The organism is Exiguobacterium sp. ZWU0009, assembly GCF_000798935.2.
GTDB lineage: Bacteria > Bacillota > Bacilli > Exiguobacteriales > Exiguobacteriaceae > Exiguobacterium_A > Exiguobacterium_A acetylicum.
Map to the genome: position 1 here is coordinate 1,205,411 of NZ_CP018057.1, position 15,656 is coordinate 1,221,066.

At 48.9% G+C, this 15,656-nt stretch carries 15 protein-coding genes; 13 read left to right on the forward strand and 2 right to left on the reverse strand.

Features of this window, described 5'->3' with window-relative positions:
* Positions 1–9 precede the first annotated feature (9 nt).
* The 9 genes from L985_RS06140 (at position 10) to L985_RS06180 (ending at position 8,506) form a co-directional block, all read left to right on the forward strand.
* Entirely contained in the window at positions 10–474 is a 465-nt protein-coding gene (locus L985_RS06140; protein ID WP_029341276.1) for a DUF3939 domain-containing protein, read from the forward strand.
* 189 nt (positions 475–663) lie between these two features.
* On the forward strand, positions 664–1,371 hold the full coding sequence (locus L985_RS06145) for a hypothetical protein (RefSeq protein ID WP_029341277.1): 708 nt from the start codon (positions 664–666) through the stop codon (positions 1,369–1,371).
* A gap of 76 nt (positions 1,372–1,447) precedes the next feature.
* On the forward strand, positions 1,448–3,691 hold the full coding sequence (locus tag L985_RS06150) for an AAA family ATPase (protein WP_047391232.1): 2,244 nt from the start codon (positions 1,448–1,450) through the stop codon (positions 3,689–3,691).
* Between the two features lie 12 nt (positions 3,692–3,703).
* Positions 3,704–4,141 (forward strand): acyl-CoA thioesterase, encoded by a 438-nt coding sequence (locus L985_RS06155; RefSeq protein WP_023467801.1) that lies wholly within the window; start codon positions 3,704–3,706, stop codon positions 4,139–4,141.
* A 238-nt stretch (positions 4,142–4,379) separates the two neighbouring features.
* Positions 4,380–5,408, forward strand: coding sequence for a M15 family metallopeptidase (locus L985_RS06160; RefSeq protein ID WP_029341280.1), 1,029 nt, complete (start codon positions 4,380–4,382; stop codon positions 5,406–5,408).
* 17 nt (positions 5,409–5,425) lie between these two features.
* The gene (plsY, locus tag L985_RS06165) at positions 5,426–6,040 is read left to right on the forward strand and encodes a glycerol-3-phosphate 1-O-acyltransferase PlsY (RefSeq protein ID WP_029341281.1); all 615 of its coding nucleotides are present in this window, start codon (positions 5,426–5,428) and stop codon (positions 6,038–6,040) included.
* A gap of 191 nt (positions 6,041–6,231) precedes the next feature.
* Positions 6,232–6,996: a DeoR/GlpR family DNA-binding transcription regulator gene (locus tag L985_RS06170; protein WP_047391234.1), complete on the forward strand. Its 765-nt coding sequence runs from the start codon at positions 6,232–6,234 to the stop codon at positions 6,994–6,996.
* A 25-nt stretch (positions 6,997–7,021) separates the two neighbouring features.
* Positions 7,022–7,684, forward strand: coding sequence for a copper homeostasis protein CutC (locus tag L985_RS06175; RefSeq protein WP_047391237.1), 663 nt, complete (start codon positions 7,022–7,024; stop codon positions 7,682–7,684).
* 186 nt (positions 7,685–7,870) lie between these two features.
* Positions 7,871–8,506 (forward strand): DUF975 family protein, encoded by a 636-nt coding sequence (locus L985_RS06180; protein WP_047391242.1) that lies wholly within the window; start codon positions 7,871–7,873, stop codon positions 8,504–8,506.
* Between the two features lie 52 nt (positions 8,507–8,558).
* On the opposite strand, the gene L985_RS06185 is transcribed toward L985_RS06180, so the two are convergent.
* Positions 8,559–9,440: an NAD(P)-dependent oxidoreductase gene (locus tag L985_RS06185; protein WP_047391245.1), complete on the reverse strand. Its 882-nt coding sequence runs from the start codon at positions 9,438–9,440 to the stop codon at positions 8,559–8,561.
* Positions 9,437–11,182, reverse strand: coding sequence for an ABC transporter ATP-binding protein (locus L985_RS06190; RefSeq protein ID WP_084642212.1), 1,746 nt, complete (start codon positions 11,180–11,182; stop codon positions 9,437–9,439). Before L985_RS06190 ends, L985_RS06185 begins: the two co-directional genes overlap by 4 nt.
* A 124-nt stretch (positions 11,183–11,306) precedes the next feature.
* On the opposite strand from L985_RS06190, the gene L985_RS06195 reads away from it, so the two are divergent.
* From L985_RS06195 to L985_RS06210, 4 genes are all read left to right on the forward strand, one after another.
* Positions 11,307–11,738 (forward strand): YaiI/YqxD family protein, encoded by a 432-nt coding sequence (locus L985_RS06195; RefSeq protein ID WP_029341287.1) that lies wholly within the window; start codon positions 11,307–11,309, stop codon positions 11,736–11,738.
* Positions 11,739–11,821: 83 nt separating this feature from the next.
* Entirely contained in the window at positions 11,822–13,456 is a 1,635-nt protein-coding gene (locus L985_RS06200; protein WP_231925601.1) for an ATP-binding protein, read from the forward strand.
* A 31-nt stretch (positions 13,457–13,487) separates the two neighbouring features.
* Positions 13,488–15,245, forward strand: a complete 1,758-nt coding sequence (locus tag L985_RS06205) for an EAL domain-containing protein (RefSeq protein ID WP_235609864.1) — start codon at positions 13,488–13,490, stop codon at positions 15,243–15,245.
* A gap of 61 nt (positions 15,246–15,306) precedes the next feature.
* A complete protein-coding gene (locus tag L985_RS06210) occupies positions 15,307–15,585 on the forward strand; it encodes a hypothetical protein (protein ID WP_029341290.1) in 279 nt (92 codons plus the stop codon).
* Positions 15,586–15,656 lie beyond the last annotated feature (71 nt).

Below are 15,656 nucleotides of genomic sequence, written 5' to 3' on the forward strand. Positions count from 1 at the left end.
AGGAAAAAGGTGAACCGATTCAAGAAGTGGTTTCAACCGAAGGAAGACCAGCCGTTGCCGATGCGTGACGTGACGCTTGATGAAGTCAAACAAGCGACGCATGCCTTTGAATCCGAACTACCGAAAGGGACGAATCGGACGGTACTTCTGGATGATGAGCAGCGAGTCGATTTAAAACAGCTGGAGCCGTATTTGAAAGCACGTTCGACACAAGTGTTTTACATGTCGCGTGAGACATTCACCATCATGGAGGCAAAAGATCGGGAACTCGTCTATGAGATGGATCATGTCCAAGTCGCCGTCGATCGCTATTTTGACCGGGTGAAGAAACTCCCGTTGAAACCATATAGCAAGACGTTCCAAGTCGACTGCGCGATGTTGTTTCAGGATGGCTATTTGCGCGAAATGCCGCATCATAGCTATTATTTGGTCGATGAGTCGATGATCGTCTCGCTGACGCCGAAGGAAGCATAAACGTAATCAAGGGTGGACCGAATTCATTCGGTTCGCCTTTTTTGTTGTCCTGACCGTTTTCTGATTTGTTCAAAAGTCTGACGAATTTAGTCAGAAATCGTGAAATCTCGGACAAACCCTTTGTATTCTCCTTATAAAACCGATACGATGATAAGGAATAGAGACTTGAGCTAGGAAGGTGTACATGGCATGACGAAACGAACGAGCACGTGGATTGCAGTAGCAATCGTGGCAATGGCGATCCTCCTTGCCTACAATTTTTATCTCTTGAACAAGACGCAGACTGCAAGCGATGAAAAAGCCGCGACGGTCAAACCGTTTTATACGATGACACGCATTCAATATGTTGAGAAGAAACTCGCGACGAAAAAAGATGAACTTGAATCACGCACGTATGAAGTCGTCTTTAATGACAAAGGTCATTTCCGGACAGAAGTCGTAGACGGTCCGTCAAAAGGATCGCTTGCGATCTGGAACGGGACGATGTTCCGTGAGTATGATGCGACAGGGAAGTTAGTCAATGAGACGAAAGCTGGCAAAAGTGTCAGTGCGCCGCGCCCATTCCTCTCACGTGGCTTCAACGAACAGATCCTCGCTTTCATTAACAAAGGTGACTTTGGACAAGTCGAGGGAGAAGCGGACATCGCCGGAATGGCAGCGGACGTGTATGTGAAAAAAGAACCGTCAAGCACGGTACCAGAAGAATGGATCAAACAATATCCATCGATCTTCGATAAAGAAAACAACCAAGAACAAGCAACGTATTATGTCGCTTCCGACCGTTCGAAAGTACTCGGTGCGGAGTCACGCAATAACGGTAAATTGTTCTACTCTGTCAAAATGAAGAGTTTTGAAACGATCGATACGTTCGATCCGGATTGGTTAAAAGCAAAATAAACAAGAAACGACCGGCGATGACGCTACGAAACGGTAGCGGACAAAGTCGGTTTTTTCGAGACGCAGGAGGTTCAACATGGAAGCATTCTCGAAAGAGGAGATGTTCAATCAAATCAAAGCGTGGGAAGAGGGCGCGAAGGTCGAGGAGGTGCTCGCCTTACGTTATGCCCAAAGTAGCCGGTTGCTTGGCGAAACGGAAGCACTCGTCCGCATCTTGGCATTACTTGTCGAGCATCGCTATATCATGACGGGACGACTGGATGCCTTAGCTGAGAGCTGGATGCAAGAAATCCGTCAGCATGGCCGCCTGCCAGCCCGTCTTGAGCAGCTGTTGACGGAACAACAATTACAAAGTACGTATCAGCGTCTTGTCGCGCATACGTTTCCGACGATTCGCGAGACGGACAATGCGAACGCCAAACGATCGGCGACGAAGGAACTGATCCTCCAAGCAAGTCAAATCGTCGAGGAGACGGAACAAATCGTCGAACTGACGGAACGACTTCGTCGGTTGGATGCCGGACGCTGGACGGAACTGTTCGAGGCTGGAACGGCATTATTGCGTTCAAGTGCCACGCTTGAACAGACAGCGCAGACATTCGTCGACAGCTTACAAGAGCGTTTCTATTCCCGGGAAGCGTTCCGCGAGATGACGGAACTGAAAGCGACGACGATCCAGGATCTCAAACGTGTCGTCGCTTTGCTCCCCGTCGAAAGCAAACAAGTCGAACGCTCAGCACTCGAGGAACTTGACGCGATGATTGGTCTCGAAGACATCAAACAACGGGTTCATCATATGTATCGCTTCTTGAAGTATCAACAGAAACGATCGGAAGATGGCTACCGTTCAAGCGATCAACCATCCCTACACATGATCTTCATGGGGAACCCTGGAACCGGAAAGACGACGCTTGCCCGTTTGATGGCAAAGATCTATCACGAGCTCGGATTACTCGAACGACCGGAAGTCGTCGAGACGGATCGTTCATCGCTTGTCGGTGCGTTCGTCGGTCAGACGGAAGAACAGGTCATGAGTAAAGTCCGCGAAGCCGTCGGAGGGGTGCTCTTCATCGATGAAGCCTATGCCTTAAAACGTGCCGGACAAAGTGGGAACGATTATGGTCAGGCCGCGATCGATACGCTCGTCGCAGCGATGACGAGTGGGGAATATGCAGGGCGATTTGCGGTCGTGCTTGCTGGTTACCCAGAAGAGATGCGTGACTTTCTGAAGGCGAACCCTGGACTGCGGAGTCGTTTTCCGGAATCGAATCATTATCTACTCGCCGACTATACGGATCAGGAGCTGCTCGCCATCGGACGCTCGATCGCGACCGCGAACGATTATGTCTTGACGGAACAAGCGGAGCGGGCATTACTCGGACGGCTTGAGCGGGAACGCGTCGACGCCAGTTTCGGAAACGGACGCGCTGTTCGCAATATCGTGCTCGATGCCATCTTCAAGAAGGGTGCGAGCCTTGGAGAGAGTGCCAGTCATGAAGACTTTGCCTTACTCGAACAAGAAGATTTTGAGATGGTCCAAGAACCGGATGCAACCGTTGAGGAGCGGATCGCTTCGCTCGTCGGATTGTCTGATCTCAAAGATGAACTCAAACAGATTGAAGCTCTGTTGTCGATGCAAAAACGTCGCCGGGAAGCCGGTTATAAAGTCTTACCGGTCGAACTACATGCGGTCTTTAGCGGCAATAGCGGAACCGGAAAGACAACCGTCGCGCAGCTCTATGCCGATGTCTTACGACAATGCGGTTATTTAAAACGCGGACACTTGAAAGTCGTCAGCCGGGCGGATCTCGTCTCCGGTTACGTCGGACAAACGGCGCAAAAGACGCGAGACGCAATTCGCGATGCGCTGGGTGGTGTCTTATTCATCGATGAAGCGTATGCGTTAAACGGTGGAGCGAACGACTTTGGGAAGGAAGCGATTGATACGCTCGTGGATGAGATGACGAAACACCAAGATAATCTCGTCGTCGTCCTTGCGGGTTACGAGCAACAGATGAACGCCTTGCTCGCGAGTAATCCAGGATTGAAATCACGCTTCAAGCGATCATTCCACTTCCCGGATTATTCGCCAGACGAGTTGATTCAAATCATTGAAGGATACGCGGCACGTTTCGGATACGAGCTGACGGAGGACGCACGGTTGACGCTTACCGAGAAGATTGATGTCGTTCCGAACGGAAACGCACGGGCGGCGATCACGATCGTTGAACAGGCGATTGCGAAACAATCGATGCGATTAATTGACAAAGTTAGCTTGTCCGGTTCAGAATGGTCCTATCTTGAAAAAGAGGATTTTTAAGGGGGAAGCTACATGCACACGATTGAAATACCTGTCCGGTACGCCGAGACGGACATGATGGGCATCGTCTATCATTCGAACTATCTCGTCTATTTGGAATTGGCGCGGACAGAATTAATCCAGTCCTTGGGTCTTGATTACAAGGAGATGGAAGATGCGGGATATGTCTCCCCGGTCACGAATGTCAATCTCGATTACAAACGCTCGTTGACGTACGGTGATACAGCGGTCGTCACAGTCTGGATTGATCATTACGATGGACTACGAACGATTTATGGCTATACAGTCAAACATCCGGACGGGAAACTTGCAGTATCGGCGAAGACGACACACGTCGTCGTCAAGAAGGAAAACTTCCGACCGATTCGCTTGCCGAAGGTGTTCCCGAACTGGCACGAAATTTATGAGAAGATGAGTGAGACGGACGCAGCACTCTTAACGGAAGCGTGAAGCGATACAACAAAAGCGGGATCGATTTTTGAATCGGTTCCGCTTTTTTCTTTTATTTCAGTCTGAACAGTAAAATTTAGCACTTGGTACTAACGACCGATGACAAAGTCAGGATCATTTGCGAAAATAAAGAAGCTGAAGTAAGGTAGGGACTTACTCCATCTGTCGGAAGTAGACTCGACGGATGGAACGATTAGCGGTAACATAGAGAAGCATAAAAAGAAGAGGGGTCTTACTCATGAAAAAAATCGTAACCGTCAGTACGTTAGCGCTTCTCCTTGCAGGATGTAATCCTGGGGATCAACAAGCGGATGATACAACGAAAACGGAACAGAAATCAGATGAGACAAAACAATCAAACGACGAAACGAAAAAAGAAGACACAGCAAAAGACACGAACAAAGAAGAAACAAACAAAACAGACGAAACAACAAAAGACGATACGTCAGAAGAAGCAAAACAAGAAGACAATTCGTCTGATGCAACGCAAGAAAATCAAGAATCTTCAGATGAAACGAAAAAAGAAGAAGAACAAAAAGACGATACACCAGCTTCAGAGAACAAAACAGAGGACAAAAAAGATGAATCGACGGATAAACCGGACAGTTCGTCTCAGGATCCAGAACAAGAGAAACCGTCGAAACCAGAAGATGAGACACCGGACGTTGATAAATCAGCAGATGCCAAAGCAGATCTATCACTTGGTAATCTCGTCGTCGTCAATAAGAAATACAGCTTACCGATCGACTACAAACCATCGGATCTCGTCGTACCAAACGTCAGCTTCTCATACTCAGGTGTACTTGAGCAGAGCTACATGCGGGCGCCAGCTGCGAAACAGATGGAAAAGATGTTTGCCGCTGCTAAAAAAGAAGGCGTGACATTAAACGCTGTCAGTGGATTCCGTTCAGGCGAACGTCAAAAAGTATTGTATAATAATTATGTCGCACGTGATGGCAAGGCAGCTGCTGATCAATATTCAGCACGTCCTGGTCATAGTGAGCACCAGACGGGTCTCACTTTCGATATTTCAGCACCAAGCGTTGGTAACGGGTTAACGGCTGCTCTTGGTGATACGAAAGAAGGGAAATGGATTGCGAATAACGCAGCGAAATATGGTTTCATCGTTCGCTACGATCGTGGCTTCCAATCACGGACAGGCTATACGTATGAGCCATGGCACATTCGTTATGTCGGTGTCGATGTCGCGACACAAATTAAAAATAACGGACAGACTCTTGAGGAATATATGAAAGTCGGTCACTAAGAGGTTGGAGGTTGACTATGATTGAAATCATAGGGATTTTAGTTCTTGGCTATCTGCTTGGTTCGATACCGTTCGCACTTCTTGTCGGGAAGTGGGGACACGGGATGGACATTCGCCAACATGGTAGCGGGAATCTCGGAACGACGAATACGTTCCGTGTCTTGGGAAAAAAGGCGGGAATCATCGTATTGATCGGTGATTTCGGAAAAGGAGCCGTCGCAAGTCTCGTTCCCATCTTGATGGGAGCAGATATACATCCGTTGTTTGCTGGACTAGCAGCTGTCATCGGTCACATCTATCCGATCTTCGCGAAGTTCAAAGGTGGAAAAGCAGTTGCAACGTCAGGTGGAATGTTGCTCGTGACGAGCCCTGTTCTGTTCATCTTCCTGCTCGTTTCCTTTTTGACGACACTTCGTCTGAGCCGGATGGTGTCGCTCAGTTCAATCGTGGCAGCAAGTGTCGGAATCGTTGTTTCCATCACGATTGGTGTCTTGACGAACGACTGGATCGTTCCGACGTTCTTTACGGTTCTTGCCTTGTTCGTCATCTTCAAGCACCGCGAGAACATCCAACGGATTCGCCAAGGTACAGAGTCTAAGATTCCACTCTTTGCAAAGAAACCGTCTGAATGAGTCATTAAGACGCATCTACATCTCGTTCATTGAGATGCGGATGCGTCTTTTGTTTGTGGAAAAAGTCGGATAACGGACGAATTCAACGACATTTCATAGGAACTACACGTTTATTTACATCGGATTTACAAGACCTTTACAGATGTTCGATACACTAGAACTAGAACTTGTCTGTGAAGGGGGAAGCGCACGTGTCGTTGTTAGGAGAAGAGCGGAAATCACGCATCATGGAATGGCTGGAAGAGGAAGGGAAAGTCATGACGAAGGATTTGATCGAACGTCTCGATGTCTCGGGAGAAACGGTACGACGCTACTTAGAGGAGCTCGAACGGGAACGGCAGTTGAAGCGCGTCTATGGCGGTGCCATCTATCAAGGAGGAAAACGAGAAACACCGATCTCGCGTCGGACGGATCAGTTGTCTCGCCGTTTAGCGCGTTATGCGAAAGGATGGCTCAGCGATTATTCCTGTATCTTTCTTGGTCGAGGCGAGCCGGTCGAGCATCTGTTGCCGTATTTAACGGGGAACGCGACGATCGTCACGAACTCACTAGTGGTCGCTAGTCACTTGGAGCAGTGCCGCAAGACGGGACCGTTCAAAGGTGAAATTCGGTTACTTGGTGGGACGGTCGATGCCTATGGGCAGACGGTCGGAGTCGAAGTCTTGCAGGCGCTCGATGCCTACGCTTTTGATGCCTGTTTTCTATCGTTTGACGGTGCCGAAATCGAGCGTGGCTTCGTCAGCGATGATATTGAATCCTCGCTGATTCAAAAAGCCGTCATCAGTTGTACGAAAGACGTTTATGCCTTCTTGGCGAATGATGAATTCCAGGGCAATCGTAAATATAAGGTGGCAGAGTTCCGACGTGCGAAGATCGTCCTCAGTCCAGCCTCCTATCCACCATCGTGGGAGATGAAACTGTTCAACGAACGCGTGAACTGGATGGTCGTCTCATGATACACTGATGCGGGAGGGATGTATCATGTTAGAAATCATCGCATCGACCGTAGAAGAAGCGGTCGCAGCAGAACAAGCCGGAGCGGACCGGATCGAGCTCGTTTCCGCATTATCCGAAGGTGGGTTGACGCCGAGCTATGGACTGATTCGTCAAGTCGTCTCGACGGTCGAGATTCCAGTTTACGTCCTCGTTCGACCACATAGTAAGTCGTTCGTCTATTCGAAATCAGACGAAGAAACGATCATCACGGATATCGACTTGATCCGAGAACTCGGTGCTGCCGGGATCGTCGTCGGCTCATTGACCGCAGATGGTCGCGTCGACGAAGGCTTCCTTGGTCGAATCATCAAACATAAAGGGGAACTGTCATTGACGTTCCACCGAGCAATCGACAGTAGTCGCGATATTCTCGAAGCGGCAGAAGTGCTCGCTGATTTTCCAGAAGTCGACCGGATCTTGACGTCGGGTGGTCAAGCGACGGCGTTAGAAGGAAAAGAGACAATCGCGCGCTTGATCGAGGACCATCCGGACTTGATTATCTTACCAGGTTCCGGGATTACGCTTGAGAATGCGGAAGCACTTCTTGAGGCGACGAAGGCATCGGAACTACATGTGGGATCCGCTGTCTTACAAGACGGTATCATTCAAAAAGAACGTGTTGAGGCATTGACGCGACTTCTGCGCTAATCCTATACCGCACGAATCCATTTTTCAAATCTTATGAGATGAGAGAAATGGATTTTTTTGTATGTGTTCGTGACGGATTTTCGACGATTCCGTGACGCGTTTGAAAAGCAGAGCGGGATAACTAGGTTTTTCAACGGGACTACGCTAGAATCAAAGATGGAAATAGTGGAAATGAAGGAGTACGACATGAACCCTAAACAATTAAAACAAGACGCCCTTGGTACACTAAAAGGACGTTGGCTGGTCGGGCTAAGCATCTCGATCATCTACTTCCTTATCTTTGCGCTTGCAGCAAGCCGGATGTCCTTTGAACAAGATGACATCGACAGCATGGTCCGTTTCATCGGACTGAACATGGTCGTAACGATCGTGCTTGCTCCGGTGACGGTTGGACGAACGATTGCTTACTTACGCTTCACACGCGGGGAGTCTGCCGGTATCGGAACGTTATTCGAAGGGTTTTCTTCGTTTCGACGTGCTTTCCGGACGATTGCTGCGTATGCAATCGTGACGGTATTGGTGTATGTCGGATCATTTTTGATTTTACCGGCATTGTACTTTTATCTAGCGTATCGCCTCGTCCCGTACATTTTGGTCGACCGACCAGAATTGTCGTTTTGGCAAGTCCTCGGTGAGAGTCGTCGGATGATGAAAGGGCATAAGCGTGAATTGATCATGCTTTACTTGAGTTTCATCGGCTGGGGTATCCTTGCACTACTTAGTACTGTGGGTGTCATCTTCTTGACGCCGTATTTCGATACGACGATGGCACACTTCTATGAACGCTTGAAACCAACACGTCAATCATCCGTCGAGGGATGAACCAAAAAAGCCTGTACGCTACGTCGACTGACGTAATGTACAGGCTTTTTGCTCATTCTACCGAAGCGCGTGAACGTTCAGCGAGCAACAGATAAAGCGCTTGTGTACCGGAATCGGCGTGACCCAGCTCAGCAAGTTGTTCATATAAATCCTTCGTCAGTGCGAGACCAGGTGTCGCGATGCCCATCTCAGCGCCGCGTTCGAGAGCAAGCCGCATATCCTTGATGAAGTGTTTGACGAAGAAACCAGGTGAGTAGTTTTCAGCGATGACGCGTGGAATTAAGTTCTCAAGACTCCAGCTACCGGCAGAACCAGATTTGATCGTCTCGATGAACTGCGTCGGATCAATCCCGGACCGCGTGACGAACAACAGCATCTCCGCTGTTCCGATCATTGAGCCGGCGATTGCGATTTGGTTCGCGAGTTTTGCTGATTGTCCTTTACCAGGACCACCGAAGAGTGAAATCGATTTTCCCATCGCTTCGAATAATGGCTTCGCTAGCGCGAACGCTGCTTCTTCACCACCGACGAGAATAGCGAGTGTCCCGTTCTTCGCACCGAGGTCACCACCTGTGACAGGTGCGTCCAGTGCCTGAAGACCGCGTGTTGCCGCTTCCTGCGCGATGCGTTCTGCAAGAGCTGGACTAGATGTCGTCATATCGACCAGGATCGTTCCGGGTGACGCATAGTCGAGGACTCCGTCTTCGAAGTAGATTTGCTCGACGTCTTGCGGATAACCGACGATTGAGATGACGACGTCGACATCCGTGACAACGTCTTGAATCGTATCGACGATTTCGACACCATCTGCTTCAAGGACAAGTCCTTTTTCTTTCGTACGATTGTATCCTTTGACTGTAAAACCTGCCTTGCGCAGATTGCGGACCATGCCTTGTCCCATGACACCTAATCCGATGAAACCGACTGTCTTCATACATGATTCCCCCTTGCACGTTCCGTGCCGATGAATTGTTGCGTTACGAGCTTATTATACAATGGATTGTCGACGACAAGACGATCATGTGTCCCGATGCCGGAAATCCGACCATCTTCAAGAACGATAATTTGATCGGCATGACGAACTGTCGCGAGACGATGAGCGATGACGAACGTCGTCCGTCCGACCATCAATCGCTCGAGTGCTTCCTGAACGACCCGCTCGGACTCGGAGTCGAGGCTTGACGTGGCTTCATCCAGCAATAGAATTTCCGGATCTCGGAGGAGTGCACGTGCGATCGCAATCCGTTGGCGTTGACCACCAGACAACTTGACACCTCGTTCCCCGATTTCAGTTGCGTACCCCTCTGGAAAACGTTCAATGAACGTATCGGCATTCGCCATCCGTGCAGCCTCACGAATTTTGTCTTCACTGACGTCTTCCGCAAGACCATAGACGAGATTGTCACGGATCGTTCCCGATAAAACAGGGGAGTCTTGGGCGACATAACCGATCGCTTGGCGCCAAGACGATAGCGTTAAATTAGCGATGGATTGATCTCCGAGTCGAATCTGTCCGGATGTCGGTTGATAGAATCGCTCCAGTATCGCGAATAATGTCGTCTTCCCGGATCCACTCGGACCGACGATCGCTGTCGTCTTGCCGCGTGGTAACGTAAAGCTGACATCCTGTAGGATGGGCGTCTCATTGTATCCGAATGATAGGTGATCGACCGTGACGTCCGTAAACGGACGCGGCGCAACAAGCGCTCCAGGTGCTTCCGGTGTCTCATCGAGAAGCTCGATGATTCGCTCTGTCGCCCCGCGAGCCTTCTGTAACTTCGTGATGAATTCAGTCATCGTCACGAGTGGCGTCATGATTTGGAACAAATAGAGTGAGAAGGCGACGAGTTCACCTGCTGTGATCTGGTTCGTCGCGACGCGGTAGGCACCAAAGCCGATGATCAAGATCAACATCGTCGTCAAGGTGACGTTAAAGATTGGCAACAAAAGGGATTGGATTCGTCCTTCCTTGACGCCATAGCCATAAAGATTCTCAATGCGAGTTTTCCCACGGTCGAGCTCATAGGATTCAGTCGCTTGCGATTTGACGAGTCGGACTTCACCGAGCATCTCGGCAAAAAAACCGGATAATCCCGCGAGTTCCTTCTGAGTCTCACGAGATATCTTATGCAACTTCCGCACGAGCGGGATGATGATTAGTAGCATCACGGGTACAGCGATGACCATGACGAGTGTCATCTGCCAGTCGAGGAAGAACAGAATCGTGATCGCTCCGATGATCGAAACGAGTGATGTCAGCAGGCGGACGAGTTGCTCCGACAGCAATTGCTGGAGTGTCGTAGCGTCACTGTTGAGTCGGGAGACAAGCTCACCAGATTTCGTCTCATCATAGAACGGAATCGATAAGGTCAACAGGTGTTTCCATAGGAGTGTCCGTAAATTAGCGACGATTCGTTGACCGACGATCTGTAACCAATAGATCGATAAAGCATTCGCGACGACTTGGACGACAAAGACGATCACGAACAAACTGATCAGCTGCGGAGTCAGTCGATCGACTGTAAAACCGTCAATCAACGTCTTTAAGAACCAAGGAATGGCGAGGGCAGCCAGTGCTTGGATGACGGAGACGGAAACAGCGGCGGATAATAATCCGACCGGGGGTTTCGTTTTTTTCAATAACAGGTAAAAAGATTGGAACGTCGCAGCGTTCATTTCAACACATCCTCTCTTTTCCATTGTCCGAAAGAACGAAGAAACGGTCAAATGGGAAACGCGACTTGACAAGAAATCTTTTGGTTTGTGACACTGATAGTGGAACCAACAAGGGAGGATGCAGATGTCTATTTTCGTAGATGCGGACGGATGTCCCGTTGTCGATCTCGTCGTTCGACACCGACAGGGACGTGACGTCTTTTTAGTTTGTGATACAGCACACCAGATGATGCGGGAGGGGGCGACGACGATTACGGTCGGACAAGGTCCAGATGCTGTCGATTACGCAATCGTCAATCGGATGAAACGTGGCGATCTCGTCGTGACCCAAGACTACGGTTTAGCAGCACTCGTCTTAGCGCGAGGAGGACTCGCAATGGACCAAAACGGTCGTGAGTTCACGAACGATAATATTGATTTATTACTTCATACACGGCATGTCGGACAACAAATCCGACGAGCCGGTGGACGGACGAAAGGACCGAAAAAACGGACACGTGATGCGGATCGGGCATTTGAAGAAGCATTTCGTGCATTAGTGCACACCATCATATAAGTAAGAATGTACTTGAACTGTTGATACAGCAAGGACCATGCTATAATTTGAAACAGGAATGAATTCAGAAAGGAGGATGCACGTTGAAACGAATTTTACGCGACCACTCGAAGGACCGTCCTTACCGATTGCGCCAAGGAACGGTTCCGGCATCAGCTGAGGCACGACTCACTTCACTCGATCAACGTGAAATCAATCGGTTACAACAGAATTTACGGGAAGTCGAACTGAAATTGAAGCAACGTAATGAAATCATGGAAGCGCTAGCGACACAAAATGTCGAAGCGGCCTGTGAGACCGTCCTGACGATTCTGTTGCAACTGCTCGATGTAAAAGAAGGTGCCATCCTCTTGTACCGTCGTGAACAATTGAATCATTTCGTCGCGCAAGGCATCGACGAGATGGAGCTGATCGAAAAAGATCTCGATCAATATTCGGTCTTACGTCGGGCGTTCGTCATGCGTAAATCGGTTCAGTTGCCAATCAGTGAGCAGTTCGAGTCGGCAATCCCGGTCCAGTCTCCAAGCAACGGACAAGTCGTCGGATTGCTTTATGTTCGTCATGCCTTCGCTCAGTTCAATCTAGAGCAAGTCGGGGACTTACTTGATCTATCACGAAAACTCGGGATGACGCTTGAGCGCCATCTGTTGTTCCATCAGATGGAGCATGAAAAAATCAAGACGTATCAGCTACTGGACTCGATTCGGGAAGCTGTCCTATATATCGAGAGTAGCGGAGAACAGATTTATGCAAACCAAGCCTTGTTGAACATGTTTCCCCCGAAGCTCGTCAATCAAGCGCAAGGATTCCGTCATGCGTATGAACGGGCGACGTCGCTGTTTGAACATGTCGATCAGCCGGACGCACTTCATGACTATATCGGTCAACTAATGAACGGGGATATTCCGGGAGAAACAATCGAACTCTCGGCGTTTCGTGGGAACTTATTACTCAGTGCCTACGCTGAACGGATTGCGATCGCGAACGTTGAATGGGGAATGATGCTCGTCTTACGCGACGTGACGAAAGACAAGGAACTCGATCTTAAACAGGCAGAGTTCGTCTCGATCGTATCGCATGAGTTGCGGACACCGCTCTCTTCCATCATGGGCTTTACGGAGTTACTGATGAAACGAGAAGTCGATCCGAAGCGCCAAAAGCGGTATTTGCAGACGATTCATTCGGAAACCGTTCGATTAGCGGAATTGATCAATGATATCCTGGAAATTCAAAAAGGGGAAGATTCGACGCACGGCACGCAAAAAGAACCGCTTGATTTGAAACAGTTGATATTCGAGATGAAGCCGATGTTTGATCTTGCGAGTCAGGCACACCGAATCAGTGTTCAGTTCGAATCAGGAGACTATACGGTATCAGCCAGCAGTGAGAAGATGAAGCAACTGTTTACGAACCTAATCATGAATGCGATAAAATATTCGCCTGAGGGCGGCGCAATCCGGATCAAAGGGTCAAACCAATCGGATCAATTACGGATTGAGATTTCGGACGAAGGGCTCGGTATACCAGAGAAAGCCCTACCTTACATTTTTGATAAGTTTTATAGAGCGGATAATTCGGATACACGTAAAATCGGCGGAACCGGCTTAGGGCTCGCGATTTGCCGAATGATCGTGCTCGATCATGGAGGAGCGATTTCCGTTCAATCGACGGAAGGAAAAGGTAGTACCTTCATCATTCAACTTCCAGTTGACGTATGACCACGACAGAACCAGAAAGGAGGAAGACACGGTGAATAATAACTCACACATTCGTTATGAAGCTTTGCATCCACTCGTCGAAGAAATTCTTGAAAAACTGAGTGAACAAATCGGCGTCAATACATTATTTTTTGCATTAAACGATTCTTACAGCAATTTTGTCGTTAAAGCAATCAACCAAGACCGTCAGTTGATCGAAGAAGGCTCGACCCATGTCTTCCAACATGTCCTCTGTAAGCTGGTCGTCGATGAGACGGATGGGAAGGTCTCGATCAATGAATTGCTCAATGATCCATTGACGGTTAATCATCCGGTCACGAAAGCACTTGGAAACGGTAGCTTTTTAGGGGTGGCGATCAAAAACGCGGAGAACGAGAAAATCGGAACGTTATGTGCCTTTGACGATCAGCCATTTGACTTCAAGGAACAGGATGTTGCGCTCGTTGAACGATACGCGGATATTATCAGTAAATCAATCAACGTCGAAACCTATGTCATCAAAGATGCACTGACAGACGTCTACAACGAACGGTATATGAATCGATTGATTTCGAGTATGACGATTCATCCCGCTTTCATGATGGTGTTGAACCTGGACCGTTTTCATGCAATCAATGCAGTGCACGGATACCGGGCAGGGAATGAAGTACTGCGTGAAATCGCGAGCCGGTTAAAGTATGTTCCTTTACCGAACCATGTCGTCGGGCGGATGGACGGGAATGAATTCGTTGTCCTAGCAGCAATCGAACAGGATCTGGAGTTCGAGCAACATGCAGAAGAATATGCCCGTATCGTCACGGAAGCGATTGAGCAACCGATCGTTGGTGTCGCAGATGAACCGATTCACGTGACGGCTTCGTCTGGCGTCAGTCTCCTGACCGGTGACATGGCAAGCCGTCAAACACAAATTTACGCAGCAGAAGCGCTGATGCAACAGGTCAAACACGATGGGAAACGACGGACCTCGTTCGTTAATCCGAACCGAAATGCGGAGCAACATCCATTTGCATCGGTCCTTGAATCAGAGTTGTCGCATGCACTTGAACGAGGGCAGTTCGAACTTTATTACCAATGGATCGTCGATGCGAAACAAAAACATTATGTCGCGGTTGAAGCGCTTTTACGTTGGAACCACCCAGTGCTTGGCTTCGTCAGTCCGACGGATTTCATTCCGATTGCCGAGAAGATGGAAATTTTCCCGGACATCGGTCGCTTTACGATCTGTCAGGCAATCTTGGATCAACGTCGTTTAGAAGAAACGTTTGGTCGTAAGATTTCCGTCGCCGTCAATCTGTCGGCGAATCAGTTCGAGTCAGATCAACTATTTTCCGAGTTGCTCCGACTGACAGAGGAGTCATACTTCCCGAATGAACGACTCATTCTTGAAATTCGGGAAGAAGTACTGCAGACACGTCGCCGTTTTGCGATCAACCGGTTGGAACAATTGCGTCAAGCAGGCTATCGTTTGACCGTCGATCATTTTGGAAGTCATTACGCATCACTCAATTCGTTATTGCGTTTACCTGTTCAAGCGGTCAAACTTGATCCAATCTTTACGCGTCGCCTCGTCCAAAATCAGTTGGAGCGCTCGATGATTCGGTCTGTTCATTCGTTGACGTCTGTGCTGAACATCGCGCTCGTGATTCAAGAGGTTGAGACCGCGTCTCAACTCCAACAGATTCAACTGCTGGATGAGGACCTTTATGTGCAAGGCTATGAAGTACATCACCCTCAGCCAATTGAACAATTACTCATCGAGGACATCGTTCGCGGGCACGCCGAGGTTTAATCGTTCTTCAGTCGGGAATACTTTAAAATGTGGAACAAGTACATTTTAAGGGGGATGCCAAATGGCGAATCAACACGATAAAGAGACGGATCCGATTACTTCAGGGAACCGCATGACGAAGGATGAGATTGCCGGACGTGATCCGCAAGACCATACGGATGTACCGGAATCTTCAAAAGAGGAAAAAGAATCAAAGCATCAAGAGCAAGAACAAGATGCTGAGAAAACAGAACGATCAGATGACGATGCTTCGAGTGAAGAAGCACCCGATTTATCACACGCTTCTGATGAAGATGGCGATGTCCAGCCTTCTGATGAAGACCAGCAAGATAAAGAATGACTAAAAATAAGGGCAATCGACGTTCGGCAGTAATGCCACGCGTCGATTGCCCTTTTTGCTGTATTGTTCTT

Bases quoted from the DNA above. Each gene is read 5' to 3' on its own strand.
- L985_RS06145 (WP_029341277.1), top strand. From the start codon at position 664: ATGACGAAACGAACGAGCACGTGGATTGCAGTAGCAATCGTGGCAATG.
- L985_RS06150 (WP_047391232.1), top strand. From the start codon at position 1,448: ATGGAAGCATTCTCGAAAGAGGAGATGTTCAATCAAATCAAAGCGTGG.
- L985_RS06155 (WP_023467801.1), top strand. From the start codon at position 3,704: ATGCACACGATTGAAATACCTGTCCGGTACGCCGAGACGGACATGATG.
- L985_RS06160 (WP_029341280.1), top strand. From the start codon at position 4,380: ATGAAAAAAATCGTAACCGTCAGTACGTTAGCGCTTCTCCTTGCAGGA.
- plsY (WP_029341281.1), top strand. From the start codon at position 5,426: ATGATTGAAATCATAGGGATTTTAGTTCTTGGCTATCTGCTTGGTTCG.
- L985_RS06175 (WP_047391237.1), top strand. From the start codon at position 7,022: ATGTTAGAAATCATCGCATCGACCGTAGAAGAAGCGGTCGCAGCAGAA.
- L985_RS06180 (WP_047391242.1), top strand. From the start codon at position 7,871: ATGAACCCTAAACAATTAAAACAAGACGCCCTTGGTACACTAAAAGGA.
- L985_RS06185 (WP_047391245.1), bottom strand. From the start codon at position 9,440: ATGAAGACAGTCGGTTTCATCGGATTAGGTGTCATGGGACAAGGCATG.
- L985_RS06190 (WP_084642212.1), bottom strand. From the start codon at position 11,182: ATGAACGCTGCGACGTTCCAATCTTTTTACCTGTTATTGAAAAAAACG.
- L985_RS06195 (WP_029341287.1), top strand. From the start codon at position 11,307: ATGTCTATTTTCGTAGATGCGGACGGATGTCCCGTTGTCGATCTCGTC.
- L985_RS06210 (WP_029341290.1), top strand. From the start codon at position 15,307: ATGGCGAATCAACACGATAAAGAGACGGATCCGATTACTTCAGGGAAC.